The 24,729-nt window shown below is 43.7% G+C and carries 20 protein-coding genes; 8 read left to right on the top strand and 12 right to left on the bottom strand.

What is annotated here, in order from left to right; all coding sequences use genetic code 11:
- Positions 1-295 precede the first annotated feature (295 nt).
- A complete protein-coding gene (locus tag AB4135_RS05205; RefSeq protein WP_371990906.1) occupies positions 296-715 on the bottom strand; it encodes a hypothetical protein in 420 nt (139 codons plus the stop codon).
- A gap of 286 nt (positions 716-1,001) precedes the next feature.
- Between AB4135_RS05205 and AB4135_RS05200 the strand changes: the two genes are divergently transcribed.
- Positions 1,002-1,358, top strand: coding sequence for a hypothetical protein (locus tag AB4135_RS05200; RefSeq protein WP_371990904.1), 357 nt, complete (start codon positions 1,002-1,004; stop codon positions 1,356-1,358).
- Positions 1,359-1,502: 144 nt separating this feature from the next.
- Here AB4135_RS05200 and AB4135_RS05195 read toward each other — a convergent pair whose 3' ends face one another.
- The 6 genes from AB4135_RS05195 to AB4135_RS05170 form a co-directional block, all read right to left on the bottom strand.
- Positions 1,503-1,865 (bottom strand): phage protease, encoded by a 363-nt coding sequence (locus AB4135_RS05195; RefSeq protein WP_371990902.1) that lies wholly within the window; start codon positions 1,863-1,865, stop codon positions 1,503-1,505.
- A gap of 95 nt (positions 1,866-1,960) precedes the next feature.
- A complete protein-coding gene (locus AB4135_RS05190) occupies positions 1,961-2,851 on the bottom strand; it encodes a hypothetical protein (RefSeq protein WP_371990901.1) in 891 nt (296 codons plus the stop codon).
- Positions 2,848-3,243 (bottom strand): hypothetical protein, encoded by a 396-nt coding sequence (locus AB4135_RS05185; RefSeq protein WP_371990899.1) that lies wholly within the window; start codon positions 3,241-3,243, stop codon positions 2,848-2,850. Before AB4135_RS05185 ends, AB4135_RS05190 begins: the two co-directional genes overlap by 4 nt.
- A 175-nt stretch (positions 3,244-3,418) precedes the next feature.
- Complete coding sequence (locus AB4135_RS05180) at positions 3,419-5,407, bottom strand: hypothetical protein (protein WP_371990898.1); 1,989 nt, start codon at positions 5,405-5,407, stop codon at positions 3,419-3,421.
- A 644-nt stretch (positions 5,408-6,051) separates the two neighbouring features.
- On the bottom strand, positions 6,052-7,704 hold the full coding sequence (groL, locus tag AB4135_RS05175) for a chaperonin GroEL (RefSeq protein ID WP_371990896.1): 1,653 nt from the start codon (positions 7,702-7,704) through the stop codon (positions 6,052-6,054).
- A gap of 95 nt (positions 7,705-7,799) precedes the next feature.
- The gene (locus AB4135_RS05170; RefSeq protein WP_020910789.1) at positions 7,800-8,090 is read right to left on the bottom strand and encodes a co-chaperone GroES; all 291 of its coding nucleotides are present in this window, start codon (positions 8,088-8,090) and stop codon (positions 7,800-7,802) included.
- Between the two features lie 244 nt (positions 8,091-8,334).
- Between AB4135_RS05170 and AB4135_RS05165 the strand changes: the two genes are divergently transcribed.
- From AB4135_RS05165 to AB4135_RS05155, 3 genes are all read left to right on the top strand, one after another.
- Positions 8,335-9,705 carry an MATE family efflux transporter gene (locus AB4135_RS05165; RefSeq protein WP_371990894.1) on the top strand — a complete coding sequence of 457 codons (1,371 nt, stop codon included), beginning with the start codon at positions 8,335-8,337 and terminating at the stop codon, positions 9,703-9,705.
- Positions 9,706-9,714: 9 nt separating this feature from the next.
- Complete coding sequence (locus AB4135_RS05160) at positions 9,715-10,371, top strand: Qnr family pentapeptide repeat protein (protein ID WP_371990892.1); 657 nt, start codon at positions 9,715-9,717, stop codon at positions 10,369-10,371.
- Between the two features lie 167 nt (positions 10,372-10,538).
- Positions 10,539-10,934, top strand: coding sequence for a c-type cytochrome domain-containing protein (locus tag AB4135_RS05155; protein ID WP_371990890.1), 396 nt, complete (start codon positions 10,539-10,541; stop codon positions 10,932-10,934).
- 52 nt (positions 10,935-10,986) lie between these two features.
- Here the strand turns inward: AB4135_RS05155 and AB4135_RS05150 are convergent, their stop codons facing one another.
- Positions 10,987-11,931 (bottom strand): LysR family transcriptional regulator, encoded by a 945-nt coding sequence (locus AB4135_RS05150; protein ID WP_371990888.1) that lies wholly within the window; start codon positions 11,929-11,931, stop codon positions 10,987-10,989.
- 198 nt (positions 11,932-12,129) lie between these two features.
- On the opposite strand from AB4135_RS05150, the gene AB4135_RS05145 reads away from it, so the two are divergent.
- The 4 genes from AB4135_RS05145 to AB4135_RS05130 all read left to right on the top strand — a co-directional run bounded on the left by AB4135_RS05145 (position 12,130) and on the right by AB4135_RS05130 (position 17,354).
- Positions 12,130-13,212, top strand: coding sequence for an efflux RND transporter periplasmic adaptor subunit (locus AB4135_RS05145; RefSeq protein ID WP_371990886.1), 1,083 nt, complete (start codon positions 12,130-12,132; stop codon positions 13,210-13,212).
- 123 nt (positions 13,213-13,335) lie between these two features.
- The gene (locus tag AB4135_RS05140; RefSeq protein ID WP_371990884.1) at positions 13,336-16,416 is read left to right on the top strand and encodes an efflux RND transporter permease subunit; all 3,081 of its coding nucleotides are present in this window, start codon (positions 13,336-13,338) and stop codon (positions 16,414-16,416) included.
- 203 nt (positions 16,417-16,619) lie between these two features.
- Positions 16,620-16,991 (top strand): hypothetical protein, encoded by a 372-nt coding sequence (locus AB4135_RS05135; protein WP_371990882.1) that lies wholly within the window; start codon positions 16,620-16,622, stop codon positions 16,989-16,991.
- 12 nt (positions 16,992-17,003) lie between these two features.
- Positions 17,004-17,354 (top strand): DUF6677 family protein, encoded by a 351-nt coding sequence (locus tag AB4135_RS05130; RefSeq protein WP_371990880.1) that lies wholly within the window; start codon positions 17,004-17,006, stop codon positions 17,352-17,354.
- A 106-nt stretch (positions 17,355-17,460) separates the two neighbouring features.
- Here AB4135_RS05130 and AB4135_RS05125 read toward each other — a convergent pair whose 3' ends face one another.
- The 4 genes from AB4135_RS05125 to AB4135_RS05110 all read right to left on the bottom strand — a co-directional run bounded on the left by AB4135_RS05125 (position 17,461) and on the right by AB4135_RS05110 (position 24,664).
- Positions 17,461-17,772: a hypothetical protein gene (locus AB4135_RS05125; protein ID WP_371990878.1), complete on the bottom strand. Its 312-nt coding sequence runs from the start codon at positions 17,770-17,772 to the stop codon at positions 17,461-17,463.
- A 136-nt stretch (positions 17,773-17,908) separates the two neighbouring features.
- The gene (locus AB4135_RS05120; protein ID WP_371990876.1) at positions 17,909-18,295 is read right to left on the bottom strand and encodes a hypothetical protein; all 387 of its coding nucleotides are present in this window, start codon (positions 18,293-18,295) and stop codon (positions 17,909-17,911) included.
- Between the two features lie 138 nt (positions 18,296-18,433).
- Positions 18,434-20,833, bottom strand: coding sequence for a zinc-dependent metalloprotease (locus AB4135_RS05115; RefSeq protein ID WP_371990874.1), 2,400 nt, complete (start codon positions 20,831-20,833; stop codon positions 18,434-18,436).
- A gap of 126 nt (positions 20,834-20,959) precedes the next feature.
- Positions 20,960-24,664 carry a response regulator gene (locus AB4135_RS05110; protein WP_371990872.1) on the bottom strand — a complete coding sequence of 1,235 codons (3,705 nt, stop codon included), beginning with the start codon at positions 24,662-24,664 and terminating at the stop codon, positions 20,960-20,962.
- Positions 24,665-24,729: the final 65 nt, after the last annotated feature.

Genomic DNA, 24,729 nt, shown 5'->3' with positions numbered 1-24,729 from the left:
CGAGACCATTTTTTATTTGATATCTACAGACTTGCTGCAGAAGTGGGTGTAAGTCTTTTATTTGACTAAATATAGTTGATGATGAGAAAAGCACATGTTTTAGAAGCGTTAGTTGAGAAATGAGTTATTAATGAGTAATAAAATCGACGTTAGAAAGGGCTATAGATTGAAGAGAGTACAGGGAGTAGAGCGATAACTTGAACAGAGTAAAGATCGATAAAGCCTAAATCAATATGGCTAAAGCCCACTGACTGTGGGCTGAGCAAAACCGCGTATTAGAACGCTGAAAGCTGGCCTATAATCGCAGCCACTGCATTAACTCATTGGCTCCAATGACGCCATACTGTCTTTTTATTAGTTTACCAGTAGGGTCAAACAGCAACACTTCTGCTGATTCTGCTCGATAAGTGGCGATCATCTTATCGCCATCAGGGGTGCCAGCTCTAGCTAACAAAAACAGTGCATTATCACCAAGGTGAGCACGGGCTTCATTCATCTGCTCTGTTTGAGTATTACTCACGGCAAGGCCAGGATCATACACAAAAACCACTGCAGGCTTACCAGTACCTATCTCTTCATGGGTCTGCTTAAACCCTTTAGGCATCACCATCAATAGCAACCAAACCGCAACCACAATTGACGCAATGACTCCAAGAACAACCCAAGGTTTACGATTATTACTGCTGGAATTGGTATCTGAGTTACGACTATCCATGCTGACAAGCCTCTTTAACAAATGACATAATTAGCATTTTAGTTTAATCAACTTAGCTGAAATCAGTATTAATAAATTAGTGCAGCTTGTTATTACTCACCTATAAATCAGCACTTTCCCCCACTTCTCATGGCAAATAAGTGACTTAACATCACACTTTTCTTAATTAGATTAAATTGACAGTTTTATGTTGGGAACTAATATTGCTGTAGTAGGCTCCACTAATAGATGACTAAATTTTTCTCAGCAAATGCCTGAGACGTTTAAAATAATGAGGCTAGATTTAATGAATACACTGAGCAAAATATTGATAGGTTCTACAATTAGCATTGCGGCATTAAGCACCGGTGTACAGGCCAGCGATCTTACCTGCAAAATTAAAGGTGCTGATGATGTAGTAATGAATAACATTACGATTTTACGCTCTAACGAATCAATCGTGAAGATTGATGGCAGCTATAAGTCGCCAGTGATGAGCAATATTTACCGCATCGACGCGGTGGATGGCAAAGATATTAGCGCTACGCCAACTTACCTATATTACAGCCAGTACCCATTAGCCGATCACCAACTTTGGGCAACGGTTCAAGTCGATGGTCAAGCAGCTTTTAAAGGACTTTGTACTGTCAGCGAAGAGATGTAATTCAACATGACTGTAGCCTAAACCTTAACGGCTAAAGATTACCAGAACGATAATAATTAGTTTATCGCTCTGGTCTTTTCGTCACGCCATCAGTAACCCCTCATCGCGTCATTGATATTTTTCTCCATTAGCGTAAACACTTCGCTAAACCCACGACAAGCTCGCCCTCCCTTCACCCTGACGATATTGCACATCATCGATGCAGAACCAACCTGCAGCGGGGGCGGGTTGGCCGTTCTTCTCTTTGTTGAGGGTTTGGTGTTCGTAGTCAATAACCAGATCACCAGCTTGATGCGGGGTATTTGCCTGCAATGCAGTAAACGCGGTTTCATCCATCAACCACTTGCCTGCAACTACATCTGCAGGTCGACCATCTACCGAGGCAAATAGGCCATCAGGCAGCGCCTGAATATAACCATCTTCTGCCACCGTGAAGGCTTCATCAGTGCTGGCATTAAGTTGGCTGCTTAAGGCGGCAAAGCCAAAAGCGGTGGATGTTGCAGGCATAAAAAAGGCACTCTCAATAACATTGGAGTGCCTATTCTGGCCGAGGTGGTCAACCTAGCGGATTGGAAAGGTTTCGGGATTAGAGTTCATACAAATTAATAGATATCTAAATCTTGAATCTCTTCAATCCGCTCTAAAAGCTCATCATATAATTCAGGTGAAAGAGGTCCTATATCATATTCATCAAATAGTTCTTTCAATGGAGCAAGCCTTTCTGCTGATTCTTTAAGCAAAGTCATTATCGTATAGGTTTTATACATAGTTAACGCATGATAATCGAACAGGACTTTTACTATTTGCAATGAATAGTAAAGGTATGTGTTAATTATATTTCTGACTTTATCATCGCTTAGCATTTCTCTAAGAACAATCTCCCGAATTTCACTTTGCTCAATAAAGTTAGGTATGTTACCTGTAGCCTCAAAGCTTTTGGAGTTTTCAAAAACCAGTCTATAACTAGTATTTTTTAGCCCCTCGACTAAAGCATCTACTTCAAATTCATTTTTACGATTACTTTCCAATCTACTATAAATAGTAAAACCTATTTTCTGTAGGCAACCTAAATGGATATTCCTGTCTAGCTGAGTATTCCTTTCTCTAACAAAATAATCTATGCCCATCTGCATCTGCTTTAACCGTGTCTCATCTTTAGCTAGTTTAAGCTGCAATTCAAACGCCTTTCTCGAATCTCGTGCTTCACGCCTCGTATCTCTTAATTCTTTAAGCTGAATATTTATCGACCAGACAAGTAGGCCTATCGTCGCAAAACCCAAAATTGGATTTATGGTTCCGCCTACAAAATCACCAAATTGAGCAAATAACTCCTGATTTCCCCAAGCCCCAGAAAACTGCCAGAGGTATAGGCCTAGAATACATATTGCGATAGCAAATGCGCCTAGTAACAGACCTGTAAGCCAGTACGGAAATCCATCTATCTTTTCGTCAGCATTAGAGTCACTATTAGCATCGCTTTTTATTTCATTCATTTTCTAGCCACATCAAGTTGAAATTCAGACACACAACTCGTAAAGGCTTCTTTCTCTCCATTGGTATTGACCAATGCAGCAGCACTACTTTCATTAAGCACGACTTTGCCATCATTAAAAATATCAGCGCTAACTATCAAATAATTCAACGAGCCTGTGTATGTTTCTACACGGAAGCCTGTTGCCCGCTTTGATTGCCTAACTTCAAAGTCAGTTAGTCCCCAATGCGCCTTATTAAACCCATCAGTTAAACAGTCTACAAAGTGTGGCACTTTGTCAGTAGGAACTATGCCGGAGTTAACAACAAAAAACTCATCCTTATCAGTTCGAGTAGGTGCAGTACAAGCTGTTAGCATAATAGCAAACACCGGAAGTAAAACAGGTTTCAACACAACACATCCTTATGATTTTTTTAATCTATATAAACAATAATACGATGAAGCACTCGACAGCGTTTAAAAGCTGTTTAAATCGCTTTTTAAGTAAAAAACCACTTGTCATAGGCGCTACGGTACAGATTTCAGTTTTTAACTTGTGTAAACACTTCTACTGTACTTCAGTTTTCTCTTACCGATTTTCAACCCTACTATAGCTTTCAGCCTTCTCGATACACTTAACCCCTTTCTCCAAATAGTCTGTTGCTAACAAATTAACACAGCCTTTTAATCTGGAAGCTGACATTGACGGGATTTTTAATTCTAAATATGCTTTAAGTTGACGAACAAACTCAAATTCATCTTCTAAGTATTCACGAACATTGCCAACAACATATCTGTTTTCGATAAACTGGCCGAAAACAATAATGTCTGCCAACTTCCAGTTTTCAAAGGCTTGGCATGTTTCTTCCGCATCAAACAGATGTAAAAAAGGTTTCGTCTCATACTTCTGAAAAATTTCATTACTAGCCGTAGACCAGCTAGCTAGAAATTCTTTCTTAAGTGTGCGCTGTTTAATATCAATAGCTAGTTCATCATTTAAAGGCTTCGCAATTTTATACAGCTTATGGACCTTGGGGTGCCTGTTTCGAAGGTGCATCTCATAAGAACGATTAGAGGATGCTGGCTGAAAAGATTTTAGAGTTTCAATTACAGCTTTAGCTTTCTCATATTCGTCATTAATATCTTCTTGTATATACATATTTTCAATAAAGAAGAAGTACGAATCAAGCACTACAAACCATTCGTAAAAGTGCTTAGGCTCAGCAGTATTGCCAAACAAAAATTCTTTAGCTTCCATAATCGCTTGTTCAAATTGGCTATCAGAAAGGTTATAAATGCTAAAAGATTTGATTCTATCGAGAAGCTTACCTTTAAGGGGAAGGTTAAAAGCCTCCACTAACTCAATTGGTATCGGTGTGATATTAAGGCAATAACTGACTAAGGCAGGTGGAACATTACCAGTCGAGCCTTGAATACTTCTACGTATGCTTTCCAAACGTACACGAGCCAGCTTATCCTTTGGGGTCTCCTCCTTTTCAGCTGCCCTTTCTCCTGAGGAGGGCGCCTCCATGCCGTCAAGTGGCCCCCTTGTTGATTCTTTACAAATTTCATTAAAACTAGCCCCATACTCATAATGAGCATAAGTGATCGCAAAAACCTGGTTTATGACATTTGAAAGTGCAGTTTCCTTATCAACTCCCTGAATTTTTTCTATCTGAGCTTTAATAGGCACAAAGCGTTGCATGGCTCGGAGTACGATTCGATAATTAGATATTTCTAGATCAGAAATAATTCTTTTAGCTGAAGCAGTCGTTACATCATCCAAATGCCGTCCATATTGTTCTCTAATAACCGCAATAATTTCAGCTGGAGATGCCGCTAATACAGTCTTATCGTTGAAGGTTTTTTCGAGAATAGATTTGTCTTCAATATGCTCCTCATTAGCTAATACTAAAATGGCAACATTGACATTGTTCTCGACTAGATTTAAGCATTCACCAAGTACCTCCGAGGTCAGAGCTTGACTTGAAACTCGCTCTAAGTCATCAATGACAAAAGCACAATGACTAATCTTAGAAAGCAGTTTATGCTTCATTGGCTTAGCCAGTGAGTTTGCAATTGCTAGGGTAGCGCCTTTATCCCCAAACCCCTTTGCTACATTACCAACGACATTTTTAACCATTGAATAGCTGTTAATGGAGTTTTTACTATTAAAATAGCTTAATGACACTATTTTATCTCTAAAGTCATCTAAACTAGACACCCCATATAATGAAATATAATGCGCTTGTTCATAGTCTTTTTCCAAAATAGGCACTATTTTTAGCTTCGCAAAATGTGTTTTACCACAGCCCCACTTTCCAGTTAAAAGCTGTATAGATGGAAAGCTATCATCCTTCAGATTATCAATGATTTGTTGCACCGCGCTTTTAGACATACAGAAATAGCTACGAGAAAAAGAAAGGACAGGCATATCTTTCGCAGCTTCAGTTTTCAGCAGCCAAAAAGTAACAGCTTCGCGGCTAAAGCCGCTCCTACATTTAAGACTTAAAACATGCAAAAACTCTTGTTCCAGCCCCCCCACAAGTACACCCATATACTGCGGGGATAAGTCCATCCTTAAACAAAAAAGCCCCGATACCGTTAGGTATCGGGGCTTTTTATTATTCTTTTACAACAAGTGGCTTTAGCTTTTAAGCTTCAGACCAGCAACGTATTTTACGTAGAGTAAATCGTGTTAGAACAAGGCGCTTTACCACGACGTTTAGCTTTCTACTCTTAACTGTTTAGAGTGGTGAAGCAACGCAGCTATCCCCTGAGGTGCAACGCCAAAGCAAACTCCAGACATAAAAAAACCGATACCCTGAGGTATCGGTTTTCTCTATTCTTTTACAACAAGTGGCTTTAGCTTTTAAGCTTCAGACCAGCAACGTATTTTACATAGGATAAATCGTGTTAGAACAAGGCGCTTTACCACGACGTTTAGCTTTCTACTCTTAACTGTTTAGAATGGTGAAGCAACGCAGCTATCCCCTGAGGTGCAACGCCATAGCAAACTCCAGACATAAAAAAACCGATACCCTGAGGTATCGGTTTTCTTTATTCTTTTTCAAGAAGTTTGGCTTCTAAGCTTTAAGGCTTCAGACCAGCAACGTATTTTACGTAGGATAAATCGTGTTATAACAAGGCGCTGTGAGCGACGTGTAGTTCACCTACACGAGCGAGCAGCAACGCAGTTATCACCGATTTAGACCAGTAAAATTACATCATGCCGCCCATACCGCCCATTCCACCCATACCACCCATGCCGCCCATATCAGGCGCACCAGCTGCATCTTGTGGGATCTCGCCAACCATTGCTTCAGTGGTGATCATTAGACCAGCAATTGAAGAAGCAAACTGTAGCGCGCTACGAGTTACTTTAGTTGGGTCAAGAATACCCATCTCTAGCATGTCGCCGTAAGTGTCGTTACCCGCGTTGTAACCGTAGTTACCAGTGCCGTTCTTAACGTTGTTAGCAACCACTGAACCTTCTTCGCCCGCGTTAGTCGCGATTTGACGTAGTGGCGCTTCCATTGCACGTAGTGCGATGACTACACCGTGCTTCTGGTCTTCGTTGATAACTTCAACTTCACCGATTTTGCTTGCTACACGCACGAGTGCAACACCACCACCAGCAACCACACCTTCTTCAACTGCTGCACGAGTTGCATGTAGTGCATCTTCTACGCGTGCTTTCTTCTCTTTCATTTCAACTTCTGTTGCTGCGCCAACCTTGATTACGGCTACGCCACCAGCAAGTTTAGCCATACGCTCTTGAAGTTTTTCTTTGTCGTAGTCAGATGTAGATTCTTCAGCTTGGATCTTGATCTGTGAAACGCGTGCTTTAATTTGTGTCTCTTCGCCAGTACCGTCGATGATAGTAGTGTCATCTTTAGTAATAACAACGCGCTTAGCTGTACCTAGATCTTCTAGAGTGGCTTTTTCAAGCTCTAGACCAATCTCTTCAGCAATAACGGTACCACCAGTTAGGATGGCGATATCTTGTAGCATTGCTTTACGACGGTCGCCAAAACCAGGGGCTTTAACAGCAGCAACTTTAACGATGCCACGCATGTTGTTCACAACCAATGTTGCTAATGCTTCGCCTTCAACGTCTTCTGCAACGATAAGCAGTGGCTTACCTGTTTTAGCTAGACCTTCAAGGATAGGGAGCAATTCACGAATGTTTGATACTTTCTTATCAACCAATAGAATGAATGGCGTTTCTAGTTCAACACTGCCAGTCTCTGGCTTGTTGATGAAGTATGGTGATAGGTAACCACGGTCAAACTGCATACCTTCAACAACGTCTAATTCGTTTTCGAGTGCTTGGCCTTCTTCTACAGTGATAACGCCTTCTTTACCCACGCGCTCCATTGCAGTTGCAATGATTTCACCGATAGTTTCATCAGAGTTAGCTGAGATTGTACCTACCTGAGCGATAGCTTTAGTGTCGCTACACTCCTGAGAAAGGTTTTTAAGTTCAGCAACTGCAGCGATAACCGCTTTGTCGATGCCGCGCTTAAGATCCATTGGGTTCATGCCAGCAGCAACCGCTTTAAGACCTTCAGTTACGATAGATTGAGCTAGAACTGTTGCGGTAGTGGTACCGTCACCAGCAGCATCATTGGCTTTAGAAGCAACTTCTTTCACCATTTGTGCGCCCATGTTTTCGAACTTGTCTTCAAGTTCGATCTCTTTCGCCACTGAAACACCATCTTTAGTGATAAGTGGAGCACCAAAGCTCTTGTCTAGTACAACGTTACGACCTTTTGGGCCTAAAGTAACTTTAACTGCGTTTGCAAGTACGTTTACGCCGGCAAGCATTTTTACGCGAGCGTCATTTCCAAATAATACTTCTTTAGCTGACATGTTTATTATCCTTTAAATTCTTTTCGGTCCGCTGATGTGGCTAAGGCACTGTCATCAACGGTGATCATGGTCTATCTATGTGGCGAGAGTGTGGTTTACCCAACAACTGCCATCAAGTCTGATTCAGATAGGATCAGTACTTCTTCACCATCAATCTTTTCTTTTTTCACGCCGTAACCTTCGTTGAAGATCACGATGTCGCCAACTTTAACGTCTAGCGCCATTACGCTGCCGTTTTCTAGAATACGTCCATTGCCTACAGCCAATACTTCACCGCGGCTAGATTGCTCAGCAGCACTGCCTGTAAGTACGATGCCACCAGCTGACTTTGATTCAACTTCTGAACGTTTAACAATGACACGATCATGTAATGGGCGAATATTCATCGATGGATGCTCCTATTATTTTGTCGCCAACGCTTATTGCTGGCTTTTAAAGATAGTAACGACTTTAGCTGATTTCACCTTAGTGAACCGCAAAAATCATTTGATGTTCGAGATATGGGGGTAAAGGTCTGCAGTTCCAAGCCCCATTTACAAAATAAATCGGTTTTTTTTGACTCTGATTTATAAATGTCGAGCCAATCCTGATAGAATTCGCCTCCGAGTAAAGACTAGGCAAGACTTCCCCATGAGAGACAGACACGGGCTGCTTACACAGCCAATTGGTCGTGTACTGCTAAATATGAGCCTCCCAAACCTGATTGGTATTCTAACCATTCTTGGGTTCAGCCTCGTTGACACTTTTTTTATCAGCCAGTTGGGCACTGAAGCGCTGGCTGCTATCAGCTTTACTTTTCCTGTAACGCTGATTATTTCTAGCATCGCTATCGGTATTGGCGCAGGGGTATCGACTAATTTAGGGCGTTTGATTGGCGCTGGACATGCCGATAAAGCCAAGGTTTTTTTGCATGACGCCTTGCTGCTCACCTTTTTATTGACCGCGTTAATATCGCTATTTGGCAGCTTGTTTATTGATCCCTTGTTTAGTTTGTTAGGCGCAAACCAAAGCAGCTTGCCGTTGATCCATGACTACATGTTTACTTGGTATTTAGGAGCGCCATTACTGGTGCTGTTAATGGTCGGTAACCAAGGGCTGCGCGCCACAGGCGATACTCGCTCACCCGCAAAAATTATGATGCTGGCAGCGTTGATCAACCTGATATTAGATCCGCTACTTATCTTTGGTATCGGGCCGTTCCCTCGACTTGAGATCCAAGGCGCCGCTATTGCCACGGTGATCTCGTGGATAGTGGCACTGTCGCTGTCGACTCATTTATTAATTTTTAAACGTCATCTAGTCGAGTTTGCCGAGTTCAATGTTGCCAGACTTAAGTGCAACTGGAAGCAATTGGCGCATATTGCTCAACCTGCGGCGTTAATGAACCTGCTCAACCCAGTGGCGAATGCAATGATAATGGCGATGCTGGCACGCATCGATCATAGTGCGGTGGCCGCTTTTGGTGCAGGCACGCGCTTAGAGTCGGTGATGCTGATTGCAGTCATGGCGCTATCATCAAGCCTAGTGCCTTTTGTGGCGCAAAACCTCGGCGCAGGGCAAACTACTCGCGCCCGTGACGCACTGCTGTTATCACTCAAGTTTGTGTTGATATTTCAAACCCTGCTGTACCTGCCACTCATCTTTGTCGCCGAGCCGCTAGCTAGGCTATTTAGTAGCGACCCACAGGTCATAGAGTGGCTCAGTTTTTACATCTTAGTATTGCCTGCCGCTTACGGTCCGTTAGGGGTTGTGATTTTAGTCGCCACCTCACTCAATGCTTATCACAGGCCGATGAGTTCGCTTATTTTAAACGTCTGCCGCCTATTTTTAATCATGCTGCCTTTAGCAGCCTTAGGCTCTTACTTAGGTGGCGTAAAAGGCTTGTTATTAGCATTGCCGATCACCAATGCCATTATGGGATTGGCTTGTTATATCTTGGCGCGTAGGATCTCAGAACCCGATCAAAAATCAAACACTCCTGTTGATGCAACAGGGCAATAGAGGATAACAATGCAAGCGTCTAAGCAGATTTTTAGCCATGAAGATTTTAGCGACCAAGATCTACAAGATGCACTGTTTGAGCATTGTGAGTTCCACTACTGTCGCTTTAGCCATGCCGACTTAACTGATGCTCGCTTTAGCCACTGCAAGTTTGTGGTGCAGGGTGAAGAAGACGGTTGCGACTTTAGCTACGCCACACTTACCAGTGCCAGTTTTAAGCACTGTAATTTGAGCATGGCGCTGTTTAAAGGTGCCCGCTGCTATGGCATTGAACTGCGTGAATGCAACCTTCAAGGTAGTGATTTTAGCCGTGCGAGTTTTGCCAATTACATCACCCCAAAAAGCTATTTTTGTAGCGCGTTTATAACCGCCTGTAACTTAGCCTATGCCGACTTAAGCAGTGCCCTATTAGAGGAGTGCGAGCTGTTCGATAATCGCTGGCGGGGCGCCAATCTAACAGGTGCTTCAATGAAAGGTGCCGATTTAAGTGGTGGCGAATTCTCGGCCGAACAATGGGGCACTTTTGAGCTTAGCGGCTGTAACCTCACTCGAGTCGAACTTGAAGGCTTAGATCCGCGCAACATATCCCTTGATGGGGTGATGATTAATCAGTGGCAACAAGAACAGTTGCTGGCACCGTTAGGACTGATTATAACCGCCGATTAAACCGCAATATCCCAACCGAGGCTATCGCAGTTATCTTAGATCAAATTATTATCAAATAAGCTGACAAAAGCGCCCCAATTGGGCTACTTCGCCAAGGCAACCACTATACTTAATATAGCAATTAACTCAGGCTCAACACTGTAAAAGTGTTATGTAAGGAGGTCTGTATGAACACCTTCAAAATTGCTCTTTTTGCCGCAGTGGTTTTCTTCGCTTTCTCTATTGGCGTTAGCTCTAACATCAGCTTTCAAAGTCAGGTTTTACCCATTTTTAATCACTCTTGCGTAGATTGTCACTCCACTGCGGGTGAAGCTACTGTACAAACAGGATTGCGACTCGATAGCTACGCCAATTTAATGCAGGGTACGCTTGATGGTCCCGTTATTGTTCCTGGTAGCTCGGCATCAAGCACACTGTACTTGGCCATCAATCATCAAGTTGATGCCGCTATTCAAATGCCGCCGCACCATAAAGCTCGTATAGCGGAGACGATCCAGCCGTTATCTACCGAGCATATCTATGTGATTCGAGATTGGATTGAACAAGGCGCACGCAATAACTGATTTCACGCCTTGTTTTGGAACGGTATCAAAGCAAGTTTAAGCTTCTATGAGGCTAGACTATTGATTTTATCGAGCCTCGAATGCTGGCAACTCGATCGCAGTTGCCGGTACGAATACACTCTTCCATCGCCTCCATCATAAAGTCGATAAATCGCTGGCTTGCTAAGCTAATAAACCGCCTTGATGGATAGACCAAATAGACCTTACCTTCATAAGGCTCCACTTCTTCAAATAACATTTTCAAGCTACCGCTATCGACATGCTCTTGAGCAAAAGCCAGTGGCATCATAGATATGCCCCGTCCCATTAAGGTCGCCTCTAAACACATATCTAAGCTGTTGACGCAGAGATTACCCTTAACGGTCAAGGTACGATCTTGACCAAATGGCACATCATTGAAAATCTTACCATTAGGGTAACGAAACAGTATCGAGTTATGCTCAGACAAATTATCTTGGGTGACTGGAATGTCCGTTTTAGCTAAGTATTCAGGGCTAGCAAAAAAATGTACCGTTTCGGTGATCATATGCCGGGCAACCATCTCATTTTCATTAAATGCATCTTCCAACATAAATGCTAAATCGATGTTATTGCGGATCATATCTTGTGGTTCTGTACTGACAATAATCTCAACGGTTAGCCCAGGGTTTAGATCCATAAACTCAAAAATGGCATGGGTGATCTGTAGCAGCTCTGGAATGGGGAATATCAAGATCCGCAGATGGCCGGCGACTTCGGCATCTTGCCCAGATAGTTCAGACAAGGTCTGCTCCAATTGGGCTAACATTGGCGTTGTTTTATCGTAAAAATGGCTACCAGAAGCCGTCAATGTCATGGCGCGACTTTGACGATGAAACAACTTAACATTCAACTCTTCTTCAAGCGCTGTGAGTCGGCGGCTTAAAGTCGATTTAGGCAGATTGAGGATATCTGCCGCCTCTACCAAACTACCTGTTTCTACGATACGGTGAAACAAGGTGATATCTTCAGTTTTCATTACAACATCTCACTAAATTTAACCAACAGATTACTGTCTATTATCAGTTTGTTCATACTAGAGCAGCTAAAGCAAGCTTTAATAGTTCCATTTTTCGGAACTCATGATTCCATACAATTCCATTTTACTCAACTTAATTGACTGCTATCGTAGCGCCTTAGTTAATACATATTGTCACATTTATACGGAATTCTGTTTATGAAGCACTTGCCCACTCCCCTCTCGTTTATTGTTCTTACCTCAGTGTTAGCGGGTTGCAGCGCAGAGTCTATTGAAATACCAGCACCAACTGTACGACCAGTTAAGTTACTTGAGGTCACCGATGTAAATGCCGGTTCTATTCGTGTATTCCCAGCCAAAGTGGCTGCGACTAAACAAGCCGACCTTGCGTTTAGATTATCGGGTCATTTAGTTGAGTTTGCCTTTTTCGAGGGGCAACATGTTAAAAAAGGCACTGTATTGGCAAGACTAGACAGTCGTGATGCCCGTAATACACTGCTTAATCGTGAAGCTGACTATGAATTAGCAGCAGCCGACTTTAAGCGCAAAGGAGAGTTACTGCGCCGCGAGCTTATCTCCCAAGCAGAATATGACACCGCCCAAGCACAGCTTAAATCATCGCAGGCGAACCTTGCTAGCGCGCAGGATCAGCTCAGTTACACTGAACTAAAAGCCCCGTTTGACGGCACGATCGCCAAGATATCAATTGATAACTATCAGATGGTACAAGCCAATCAGTCTATTTTGGTACTGCAAAAAGATCGCAATATTGATGTGGTGATCCAAGTACCGGAGTCACTCGCCAGTAATATTGCCCACTTTAATCCTAATGCGTCCACCCAGCCTACGGTACGTTTTACCACTAAACCAGAGCTATCTTTTCCGGTAAAACTCAAAGAGCATGCTACTCAAGTAACCCCTGGCACCCAAAGCTACGAAGTGGTATTTACCCTGCCGCAGCCAACGGATATCAACATTTTACCGGGTATGAGTGCTGAGCTGACTATGGATGTTGCTAATAGCAAAGTGAGTGGCATTACCTCAGTATTACCCGCCAGTGCCATTACCAAACGCGACACTGATGGGCAAAACATTATTTGGACCTTCAACGCTGATAGCGGCAAGGTTCACTCACAAGTCGTCAGTCTAGGCAAGGTGACCACCAACGGCATTGAAGTCACTCAAGGTGTGCACGTAGGCGATAAGGTTGTCGTCGCGGGTGTGCAATATCTTGTTGAAGATCTCCGTGTTAAGCCGCTTCGTTGGCAGCGAGGGGTGTAGTTAGCAACCCCATTATTATCCCCGTTACTCACTCGAATTCGATTGTTGTTGCTAGCGCATAAACAACCCATTGAGCTTGAGTGCTGCCAGCCGAGCAGGCGTTTTAATTAAGAGATTTTATCGATGAATTTTGCAGAGTATTCGATCACTCACAAAGTGATCAGCTGGATGTTTGCCCTACTGTTATTGGTAGGTGGTTCAGTGTCATTTTTTAACCTTGGGCAACTAGAGTTTCCCGAATTTACCATTAAGCAAGCACTCGTTGTCACAGCCTATCCAGGTGCATCTCCAGAGCAAGTGGAAGAGGAAGTGACCTTGCCACTGGAAGATGCCTTGCAGCAACTTGGAGGTATAAAACACATCACCTCAGTTAACAGTGCAGGCTTATCTCAAATTGAGATAGAGATGGCTGACAACTATGCTGGTGACCAGTTACCACAAGTGTGGGATGAAGTCCGCCGTAAGGTGAATGACAAAATCAATGAGCTGCCACCCGGCGCCATGACACCTAAAGTGATTGATGATTTCGGTGATGTTTATGGGATCTTGCTTAACGTAAGTGGTGAAGGTTACAGTCATCGCGAATTGCAAAACTACGCTGACTTTTTACGACGTGAACTGGTGCTCGTTGATGGTATTAAGAAGGTCACCATAGCAGGTAAGGTGATGGATCAAGTTGTGGTTGAGATCTCACAACAAAAACTCAATGCTCTGGGACTCGACCAAGACTATATCTACGGCTTAATTCAAAGCCAAAACGTGGTGTCTAATGCCGGTAGCATTCGCGTCGGTGACAACCGTATTCGTATTCATCCAACGGGTGAATTTGATAATGTTAGCCAAATGGAACGCTTACTAATAAGCCCTCCGAGTAGCGCAAAGCTAATCTATCTCGGCGATATTGCCAGTATATACAAAGATGTCGAAGAGACGCCAGAAAGTATGTACCACGCCGATGGCAGCAAAGCACTTTCTATTGGTATCGCATTCGCAAGTGGTGTCAACGTGGTCGATGTTGGTGCTGCAGTCAATGAGCGCATGACTGAGTTAAACAGTGAGTTGCCTATCGGCATGTCTTTAGCCACTGTTTATGACCAAAGCAAGATGGTTGACGATACCGTAAGCGGCTTCTTAGTTAACTTGGCTGAATCGATTGCTATTGTAATTGGTGTACTGCTGATCTTTATGGGCGTGCGCTCAGGTTTACTAATGGGTCTAGTATTGCTGCTAACTATTCTCGGTACCTTCATCATGATGAATGTGCTTAACATTGAACTGCAAATTATCTCACTTGGCGCACTCATTATTGCATTGGGAATGCTGGTTGATAACGCCATTGTGGTCACCGAAGGTATTTTAATTGGCATTAAACGGGGCAAAACTCGCTTAGAAACAGCTAAGAGTGTTATCTCACAAACTCAGTGGCCACTATTAGGTGCGACTATTATCGCCATTATTGCGTTCGCACCGATTGGTTTGTCTGACAACTCTACCGGAGAGTTCTGTGTATCGCTGTTTCAGGTGTTATTGATCTCACTGTTCATCAGTTGGATCACTGCTATGACGCTAACGCCATTTTTCTGCAATATCATGTTCAAAGATGGTGTCGTCAACGAAGAAGTTGATGAAGACCCTTACAAAGGCTGGTTATTCACGCTTTATCGCCAAACTTTAAACATCGCCATGCGCTTTCGTTCTGTCACCTTGCTATTGGTTATCGCGGCACTGGTTACTGCAGTTGTAGGCTTTGGCCAGGTGAAGAACGTGTTCTTCCCAGCATCAAATACACCTATGTTCTTTGTCGATGTATGGATGCCTGAAGGCTCTGATATTAAAGCAACTGAAAAACTGCTTTCTCGAATTGAAGCAGACATTATGCAACAACAGGCGGAACATGATATTGGGCTCACCAACTTAACCACTGTGGTAGGACAAGGTGCACAAAGGTTTGTACTGTCTTATGTGCCAGAAAAAGGTTACAGCGCCTATGGTCAACTACTGATTGAGATGAGTGACTTAACTACGCTTAACCAATATATGCGTAAGTTAGAAGTAGAGCTTAGTTACCGCTTCCCAGAAGCTGAGTATCGTTTTAAGTATATGGAGAACGGTCCTAGCCCTGCGGCTAAAATCGAAGCCCGTTTTTATGGTGAAGATCCTCAAGTTCTGCGCCAGCTAGCCGCCAAAGCATCGATTGTTCTGGAAAATGAGCCTAATGCAGTTGGCGTTCGTCATAACTGGCGTAATCAAGTGACACTTATACGTCCGCAGTTAGCACTGGCTCAAGCTAGAGAAACAGGCATAAGCAAACAAGACTTAGATAATTCACTACTGGTTAATTTCAGTGGTAAGCAGATAGGTACTTATCGTGAAAATAGCCATCTGTTACCGATTATCGCTAGGGCACCTGCAAGTGAAAGATTAGATGCTGAGAGTATTTGGAAACTTCAAGTATGGAGTTCAGATAACAACACTTTTGTGCCAGCGACTCAGGTAGTGTCTAACTTTGAAACCGAGTGGGAAAATCCACTAATAATGCGCCGTGATCGCAAGCGTGTGATTTCAGTGCTAGCAGATCCCGTTAACGGCACCGGGGAAACCGCTGATTCGGTCTTTAGAAAGATTAAAACCGATATCGAAGCCATTCCACTTCCAAGTGGCTATGAACTCGAATGGGGCGGCGAATATGAGACATCACTAGAAGCGCAAGAGTCAGTATTTAGTTCTATTCCGCTTGGATATCTAGCGATGTTCTTAATCACAGTATTGCTGTTTAACTCAGTAAGACAGCCGTTAGTTATTTGGTTTACCGTACCGCTCGCCATTATTGGTGTAGTCGCTGGATTACTGCTGTTTGATGCCCCCTTTAGCTTTATGGCTATGCTCGGCATGTTAAGCCTGACTGGCATGATCATTAAAAATGGCATTGTGTTGGTGGATCAAATCAACCTTGAGCTCAGCGAAGGTAAAGATGCCTACCAAGCGGTAGTGGATTCTTCAGTGAGTCGCGTCAGACCGGTATTAATGGCAGCCATAACCACCATGCTCGGGATGATCCCGCTGCTATCGGACGCTTTCTTTGGCTCAATGGCAATTACCATCATCTTTGGTTTGGGTTTTGCGTCAGTGCTCACACTGATTGTACTGCCAGTAACCTACACCCTAATGTTCCGTATTCCTTATCCACATAAAAAAGCGCGATAAGGAGGTTACTACCCATTAAATAACCCAATAGTTCGATAACGTTAGTGCTAGATAAATGCTTCCCGGCAGTTCAGGCTCAGCTCAGTAATGTGCTGAGCCTGAGTACTTTTAGCCACTAACCATAAAAGATGAACAATATTTTATGGGTAATCGCTAACAGACGCTGTTAGTCTTAAATCAATTCACACTGAAGCTTGCCCCTTATGAAATGCTTTGCACTCAGCCATACTGCTCACTCAGCCACGTTTGCCTTGTTACTGTTTAGCTGCTCGCTATCAAGCGCTGCCTTGGCTGACAGCGACTTAGTGAGTTATCAGCAAGAGCACCAAATTGGCGTCATGGTCAACGCTATCGACAAGGCTATATCCGATGCTCAGCCTGACTCCCTCGAATTAATCTACCAATATGGCACAGACTCAAGATACTACGTGATGATTAGAGGTTGGTTAGTACAAGAGCTCGCAGGCGTCCAAAGTCAGCTTGATGCATATAAGCAACAAGATGAACGTCGGCAAAAATTAGAACACCAGGTCAATTTTTTAAAGCAAGCCATTCGCCGAATTGATCTTGAATAAAGGGCTACTTCCATGAGAACATCGATTAAAGCTGTATTACTGTCTGCCTTTGTTTGTCCTGGTGCCGGTCACTTTTACTTGAAAAAGATGACCACTGGGAAATTGATTTTGGCGACCGCGGTTATAGCACTTTCTTACCTCTGCTGGCATGCTTATCAAAAAGCACAATTAATATCAGAGAAGATCATTAGCGGCGAGATCCCTTTGCAGCTTGACGCTATATACAGTGCTGTTACCCAAGCCCCTGTCGGCAATGAGGCGCTGTGGATTAACATCGCGACGGCAGCCTTTGTATTATCTTGGCTTTTTGGTATCGCAGATTCGTACCGTTTAGGTCGCCAGCAAGACAAACAAGAAAGTTAATTAGCTTGTCATGATTGTGAGCAGTTATAGCAATTGTATTACCCTATCGCTCAAAAAAAGGGCTACTCATTGAGTAGCCCTTTTTTTATCAAAGAATTTAATCTATTTAACTACAAACTTGATTAACTGCATCTGTTTTTGAAAAGTCATGTTGAGTTGATGGCTTAACATACTGCTTTACTTTCGCAGTAGGATTTTTCGAGAACTCATAGCCACTTGTGGCCGCTGATGTTTTAGAGAAATCATGACGAGTGGTGCCACGCTCAATATCATTAACATGCTTAGCAGCAACATTTTTAGAAAAATCGTAATCAGCACGTGCTGCTGAAGTTTTAGAGAAATCAGGTCTTTCTGCCATTGCAGAGCTAGAAACTAAAGTAACAACTACTGATAAGGCTACGCTGGTTAACATTTTCATATACAACTCCAATCTTATTTGCCTATTCTTGTTAACAACCAGTCTAAGTCATTTACTTAGTATAGAGAACAAAAAAGAGGCTGATTTTGCAATTTGATACAAATAACATACAAAGTTTAAAAATTATGCTAGATGGTTATGCAATTGGAGGGGGATTAACTATATGAAGGCTAACTGTTTTAATTGACCAAGTCGGCACAATTATTCTTGCATGTAGTCGACTATTTGGTGAGACGAAAATGGCGTCATTGTGCAGCCCTACGCTACAACCACCGTGAGTCTTACAGTGACCAGACGCCAGCTCCTGACATAAAGCTTCGCAATCAAACGATCCATTATTGGCGACAAAATCTGATTGTTGAGCGTAAAGGCTGTCTATTGAAGAGTGCGACACTCGCGAAATGTTGCTTTGTACAGCACCTTGAGAGTGCTGTTGACTTAAAGAGTACAACATATCCGGCATTGCCATCGCTGGCGTGAGCAAAAACTGCCCAAGCAAGGAGGTGAACAATAGAATATACATAAAACCTTTAAGCAAAACGGTCTCTAACCCTAGTGAATTAAAATGCTAATACAACATAGACATATGGCTACAAAAATAGTTTCACTCAATCAATAAAAAAGCGCTTAGTGGGTACCAAGCGCTTTACAATATCTCAGGTTAGATAGGCGAGCCTGGCGGCATAGGTAGCGGTTTAACAATTAGCTTAATTTCTGGATTGAGCAAGCCCTTTTCAATACCATGCTGCAACCATGCAAAGTGCGCAGCTTCATAAGCACTAACTCGCTTCACTTTGCGCTTCAATTGCTTAACGGTATAAGTTAATCGCTCAGCCAACTGCGCCTTAACCTCAGGTCTGGTTTTTACATTATGGTAGGCCTGCAGTAACACATCGATAGTGACCGCGTTAACACGCATCCATACTCCAAGTTCTGGGCCAGTCGGAATATCCGAGAATACTGTTCTAGCTAGCACCTTGTCGGTGATCTTAACCACTGACCACTGCTCTTTATCGTTAAGGTAAGCTTGGTTAACTCGATTAATCCTTTCTGGCACATACACTTGCGACAATGCGTGACGGCTCAACACTTCAGCCATACCTAGCGGATCGGCGACAACACCTAAGCCCGAGTGAAAACTCTCACGGGTGTTTTGATAGTTACCCGCCTTAGGTACTAACATCTGCTGCAATGGTTCAGAGATTGTTAATTCACTGGGCGTCAAAGTCGATAAGATAGCGTCTAATGCTTGCTGTTGCAGCGCAGGCGCTAAGTAGTGCCAGCTTTTTCCATCGACGCTATCACCATAGGTGTAATCTGTACCACCAATAAACTTAGCTGCTGCTGTTAGTTGAAACCTCGTTAACAGATAGATAGGAACAAAGGCATCACTTAACTCGCCTTGTGGCTGCTCGGCTAATAGTGTTGCAGTTGAGAAGTTCTGTATTGCTTTAGCTCGTACAGCACTTAATCGCTTCAGCTCTGCAACAGGGTCGGTACCATTGTCCCACAAACTCGCGTAAGCATTACTCGCTCCTGCACTTCGAGAATCAGCCTCTCCGATGTAACGTAATCCTTGGCGCTCAACTTGACGTCGAAGTTCAGCCAGCTTAGCGTGTTCCTGCTCTGGGGCAAACTCACTATAGCCATACGCGACGGTATATTTATCCCATGCACCAACGCCCTCATCGTAAGGTTTACTAATATCAAGCTTACCGCCATTTATCGTAACCTTAGGATGCGGGTAGTCCATCACAGAGGCGTTATTATTGCTTGATGCTGCAAAGTTATGATCTAAGCCTAATGTATGACCAACTTCGTGCGCAGATAACTGCCTAATACGCGCTAAAGATAGTGCCATGGCGGCATCATCTGCCGCAGCTCTATCTTGCCAGCCCGCTGTTAGGCCGCGAGCAATTAGGTGGTCTTGTCGTACGCGTTGACTGCCCAATGTCACATGGCCTTTAATAATCTCACCAGTGCGAGGATCGGTAACTGCAGAGCCGTACGACCAACCACGCGTCGCGCGATGTACCCACTGAATAACGTTATAGCGTACATCTTGCGGATCGGCATCTTCGGGTAATAACTCCACTTTAAAGCCGTTGATAAAACCGGCAGCAGTGAAGGCATCTTCCCACCAGCGGGCACCTTCAAGTAGTGCCGAGCGAATAGGTTCTGGCACTCCCGGATCGAGATAATAAGTAATAGGTTTCACCACCTGACTCGGCGCAGCCCCTGGGGTTACCTTCTCTAATCGATGCCGCAGTAGAAAGCGCTGACGAATGTCTTCGTCAACACGAGTGCCATAATCGAGGTAATCATCAGACAGGTAACCACTCATAGGGTGATAACTGCGCACCTGATACTGCTCTTCGGGCAAGGCTATAAATGAGTAACGAAGACGCACAGATAGATGCTTAGCATCAGGAGTGACCTGCGCGACATAATTCCCCGCTTTAGCACTATTAAATGTCAGTAGTACGTCTACATCGCTGTTACGCTCAAAGGATTTAACGCCTTCAGGTAAAATCAACGATTTGCCCTTATCTAACTGATAACTGCCCTGCTTAGTCTGCTCTAGCACTTCACTAATACCATGCAGGTCATTAACTACCAACTCATTGATAGCGACCAAATTACGCTTACCCGTAACCACTTTTCCACGCCATAAAACCGATTCAGCAAAGGCCTCATTGACGGCACGCTGTTCTGCGGCATTATCAGTACTTGCACGATAAGCCGTATTGAGCTGTTTAAGAATGAGGTAAGGACCATGACGCTCAAATTGAACCATGCGTGTGCGGCCTAATTGCCCGCGATCTAGGCCTATATCGTTAGAGCCAACACCGTGTGGCAGGCTAGTCAGCAGTATGAATGGCTTATTTAGCTTGTTTGCTTCGAGATAAAGGTCGCCCGATGCTTTTTCATAAAACAGATTAATGAAACCCGTGGCTGCTTGGCTTTTCTTAATAATCGTTGCGGTATTAGTAGCAGCATACGAACTGGTCAATGGCACAGTCGCTAGGGCAATTGCCAGTGCGAGTTTGTAGGGTTTCATGGTCTCTCCTTGAGCCTTATTGGTTGCTATCGTTAATCGCGATAGTCTTAATTATTTATTAGCTTAATAAATAGGCTTGCATGTTCGCAAGCCTATATCAACTATTTGACGTGAAACATTTACCCATCATGACTTTCGGCCACACTCTCCGATCCAATGGCTCAAGGTTTCAAATAACTCATTGAGCACGATAGGTTTAGTAATGTGGGCGTTCATACCTGCCGATAAACTCTTCTCTCTATCACCCGACATCGCATGCGCTGTCATGGCAATAACTGGCAGCTCAGTTGCCGAATAGCGCTTACGCAGCTCCATAGTGGCAGTTAAACCATCCATCACTGGCATCTGAATATCCATCAATACCGCGTCGTAATTAGCAGCGTCAATCATATCTAAAGCTATCTGACCATTCTCAGCGACATCGACCGTATAACCCGCACTTTTAAGTAGCTCCGTAGCTACCTGCTGATTAATAAAGTTATCTTCTACCAACAGTATGTAACCCGTATCCTTATCTGCCGCCTCTTCACTGGCTTCCGGCAATGGGTTTAAACTCGGTTCATCTGAAAATGCCGAAATAATCTCATCAAATAAAGAGGAGGCCTTAAACGGTTTTTGCAGTAGTGCGTATACATTTGAGCCCGCTATATCTTTATGCATTGGCTCTGCAGCATAAGCTGTCATCATGATGATCACTGGGCGTTTTGCTAGCTTGCCTGTAGCCACCATATCGTCGATCTCTTCAATTACCGCAATGCCGTCCATTTCAGGCATCATCCAATCTAGCAGCAACAAGTCGACGGGGTTCTTGCTGAGTTTGTATAATCCTTCAGGGCCGCTAGCAGCAGTATCAACAGTAAAATGGAAGTCGCGCATGACGCTTGAATAAATCTGTAGTGCAGTTGGATTATCGTCTATGACTAGTGTTTTCAAATTCCCTAATGCTGAAGGGATCACTAATTGCTCTACTTCTGCCTCTTCAGCAATTTCAAAGCTAATAGTGAAGCTAAAAGTGCTACCCACCCCCATCTCACTTTCAACCTGCATGGTGCCGCCCATCATCGACACTAAATGCTTACTGATAGACAAGCCTAAACCTGTGCCGCCATATTTACGGGTCGTTGAACCATCAGCTTGAGCAAAGGCATCGAACAGTATCGCTTGCTGCTCTTTACTGATCCCAATACCGGTATCGCGCACCCAGAACTTCAATGTAATGCGGTGATCACGCTCACCAACGTCTTCACAGCCAAGCTCAATTTCACCTGATTGAGTAAACTTAACCGCATTTGAGAGCATGTTGATCAGTACCTGACCAAGACGCAGCGGATCGCCCTCCAGAATTAGCCCTGCTGTGACTGGGGCATATAGTAATAGCTCAACGCCTTTCTCTTGGGCTTTTAGTGCATTAAGGTCTAGGGCATGATCCAGTACTTTATCGAGTGGGAATGCCACTCTTTCGAGTTCTAACTTACCGGCTTCAATTTTTGAGAAGTCGAGAATATCATTAATAATCCGCAGTAATGAATGAGCGGAAAAGCCCGCTTTTTCTAGGTAATCTTTTTGCTGAGCAGTTAACGATGTACGCTGTGCTAACTGCAACATACCAATAATCGCATTCATTGGTGTACGGATCTCGTGGCTCATATTAGCCAAGAATTCACTTTTATAAAGGTTTGCCATTTCAGCGTCTTGTTTCGCTTCAAGCATCGCCACTTCATTACGCTTATGACGGGTAATATCCTTATGGGTACCGACCATACGCTTTGGTTGGTTAGTCGGAGTAAACTCGACCACTCGACCACGAGACAGCAGCCAATGATATTCGCCACTTTTCCCCAGCATCCTAAATTCGGCATCGTATGTGCCTACAGGGTTACTTAAGTACTCGTTGCGATGCTCCTCAACACGAATGCGATCATCGGGATGGATCAGTTCATCGATTGTCGAAACCAGTGCCGGAAACTCATTACTCTTATAACCAAGCATTGAGTAATAGGCTGGGTTACAAATAATTTGCTCGGAATCTAAATACCAATCCCATAAGCCATCCTCTACCGCATCCATCGCCAGATGATAACGCTCCTCCGACAAACGTAACTGCTCTGCCGACTCATATTCGCGGGTAACATCACGCCAAACAGCAATCAAGCCTAACAGTTCATCACGGCGGTTATAAAATGGAATTTTTAGGGTGTCGAGTAATACAGGCTTACCAGCAAAATCGACTTTCTCTTGATAACGAAGCGGCACCTTATTAGCCAGTACTCTCTCATCTTCGGCACGAATACGAACCGCTTGTTCGCTCGGGATCAAGGCATCAGCATACTGACCAACGATCTCATTTTCGGTGTAGCCCAGCATTCGTTCAGCAGATTTATTACAGCCCAAATAGCGACCGTCTTTATCTTTAAATACAATAGCCTCAGGAATTGAGTCGAGTAAAGAGCGTAGCAGTGCATACTCCTCTTCACGTCGCTCAGTGGTATCTTTTAGTCGCTCTGTTCGCTGCGCGACTAGTTTATCCAGTCGCCTGTTTTGCTCCGCAAGATGGCGAGTATATTGCTTGTTCTCTTCAAAAATCCGACTGACTAACTGAAACCAAGGCCCCCAGCCTTGAGTAATCTTCTCTGGCGGTTTAATTGGCTCAGCCGAACACTCTTCTAAATGTGTCAGTAATTGAGTTGCAGGATTAACGAACGAGCGCCTGGTTTGCCAATGCACAATCGTCACTAAAACGGACAGTGCCATTACCACTAATACGAATGTCAGTTCGAGTTTTTCCCAAGAATCTTTAAACAGATCATCGACATCTTGCAGATACAACAAGCGCCATGGCGGATTGGCAAGTGCAACAGAGTGAATATAGTAACCATTACGAATAATCCCTTCATGGGCGTCAAATAACTCAGATTCGGGAATCGAATGTAGCTCAGAGGGGATCTTCTGACTAATGTGGTACACCCGATTAAACTCAGACGTATCGATATCACTGTGGGAGAGAATATTGTTGTCTTGATCCAGCAAAATCACGGTGCCAGGCATTTTAAAATAGAGCCGGATCTGTTTTGCGAGTGAGGAAAGGGTCATATCTAAGTTAATAGAGCCAATAAACTCATCTTCTAAATAGATGGGCACCCCTAGCGTTGTTAATAGGCCTTTTTCCGCAGGGTCAACGTAGGCTGGACTCCAAAAGATACTGCGCTGCGGATTCATGGCAGGCGTTGCTAGCTGGAATTGTTTCTTATTAAGCAGTTCATCACGGAAGCGTTGCTCATTAGACGGCCAAGGATAATAAGACATAATCCGCCGTTTAGAGGTGTAATAAATTGACGATGCATTCGGTGCGGCAAGCGTAGCCACTGGAAATGAAAGAGACAATTCAAATAGCATCTCTAGCTCTTGATAAAATTTATCGCTACGGCCGTTGAGAGAACCTGCACCAGTAATACGTCCCATATTGGTGAAGGGTTCGCCACTTTTAGCGTAACTGGGTTCTAAGGTAAAAAGCTGACCGCTTTCGTTAAATTTCTCATACTGAGGCAAACGCTCTTTACGCACTAATTCGCCCAATCTTAAATGATCAATGGCGACGTTACGCAAACTTTTCACCGCTCTAATACTCGACTCGAGCAGTAGATCGATCTGCAGCACGTGACGCTCTACAAGCTCTTCACGTTGCTCTATCACTTGAGTTTTTTGTCTTTCAAAAAAGAACCAAGCAGTTAATAGAGCCATAATGATTACACCCATATAAGTGTAAAATACGGCTCTACTGTAATTTTTCTGTATCGGTGACTTTAGCTGGGGCGCTTGATCAGTCGGTTTCATTTACAACCCTTGGTAATACTCAATCGAAATGTATCTTGGTTAGCGCCAATGCCTAAGACATATAC

It is taken from the genome of Shewanella sp. 10N.286.54.B9, assembly GCF_041468565.1.
Classification (GTDB): Bacteria; Pseudomonadota; Gammaproteobacteria; order Enterobacterales; family Shewanellaceae; genus Shewanella.
Note: the sequence above shows the minus strand (reverse complement) of the source record. Positions and strands in the feature narration are given on the sequence as shown.

Excerpts from the sequence above, each read along its gene's own strand:
- AB4135_RS05155 (WP_371990890.1), top strand. The coding sequence starts at position 10,539 with ATGAACACCTTCAAAATTGCTCTTTTTGCCGCAGTGGTTTTCTTCGCT.
- AB4135_RS05165 (WP_371990894.1), top strand. The coding sequence starts at position 8,335 with ATGAGAGACAGACACGGGCTGCTTACACAGCCAATTGGTCGTGTACTG.
- AB4135_RS05180 (WP_371990898.1), bottom strand. The coding sequence starts at position 5,407 with ATGGACTTATCCCCGCAGTATATGGGTGTACTTGTGGGGGGGCTGGAA.
- AB4135_RS05150 (WP_371990888.1), bottom strand. The coding sequence starts at position 11,931 with ATGAAAACTGAAGATATCACCTTGTTTCACCGTATCGTAGAAACAGGT.
- AB4135_RS05135 (WP_371990882.1), top strand. The coding sequence starts at position 16,620 with ATGAAATGCTTTGCACTCAGCCATACTGCTCACTCAGCCACGTTTGCC.
- groL (WP_371990896.1), bottom strand. The coding sequence starts at position 7,704 with ATGTCAGCTAAAGAAGTATTATTTGGAAATGACGCTCGCGTAAAAATG.
- AB4135_RS05160 (WP_371990892.1), top strand. The coding sequence starts at position 9,715 with ATGCAAGCGTCTAAGCAGATTTTTAGCCATGAAGATTTTAGCGACCAA.
- AB4135_RS05195 (WP_371990902.1), bottom strand. The coding sequence starts at position 1,865 with ATGCCTGCAACATCCACCGCTTTTGGCTTTGCCGCCTTAAGCAGCCAA.
- AB4135_RS05130 (WP_371990880.1), top strand. The coding sequence starts at position 17,004 with ATGAGAACATCGATTAAAGCTGTATTACTGTCTGCCTTTGTTTGTCCT.
- AB4135_RS05120 (WP_371990876.1), bottom strand. The coding sequence starts at position 18,295 with ATGTATATTCTATTGTTCACCTCCTTGCTTGGGCAGTTTTTGCTCACG.
- AB4135_RS05115 (WP_371990874.1), bottom strand. The coding sequence starts at position 20,833 with ATGAAACCCTACAAACTCGCACTGGCAATTGCCCTAGCGACTGTGCCA.
- AB4135_RS05110 (WP_371990872.1), bottom strand. The coding sequence starts at position 24,664 with ATGAAACCGACTGATCAAGCGCCCCAGCTAAAGTCACCGATACAGAAA.
- AB4135_RS05205 (WP_371990906.1), bottom strand. The coding sequence starts at position 715 with ATGGATAGTCGTAACTCAGATACCAATTCCAGCAGTAATAATCGTAAA.
- AB4135_RS05125 (WP_371990878.1), bottom strand. The coding sequence starts at position 17,772 with ATGAAAATGTTAACCAGCGTAGCCTTATCAGTAGTTGTTACTTTAGTT.
- AB4135_RS05145 (WP_371990886.1), top strand. The coding sequence starts at position 12,130 with ATGAAGCACTTGCCCACTCCCCTCTCGTTTATTGTTCTTACCTCAGTG.
- AB4135_RS05200 (WP_371990904.1), top strand. The coding sequence starts at position 1,002 with ATGAATACACTGAGCAAAATATTGATAGGTTCTACAATTAGCATTGCG.
- AB4135_RS05190 (WP_371990901.1), bottom strand. The coding sequence starts at position 2,851 with ATGAATGAAATAAAAAGCGATGCTAATAGTGACTCTAATGCTGACGAA.
- AB4135_RS05170 (WP_020910789.1), bottom strand. The coding sequence starts at position 8,090 with ATGAATATTCGCCCATTACATGATCGTGTCATTGTTAAACGTTCAGAA.
- AB4135_RS05140 (WP_371990884.1), top strand. The coding sequence starts at position 13,336 with ATGAATTTTGCAGAGTATTCGATCACTCACAAAGTGATCAGCTGGATG.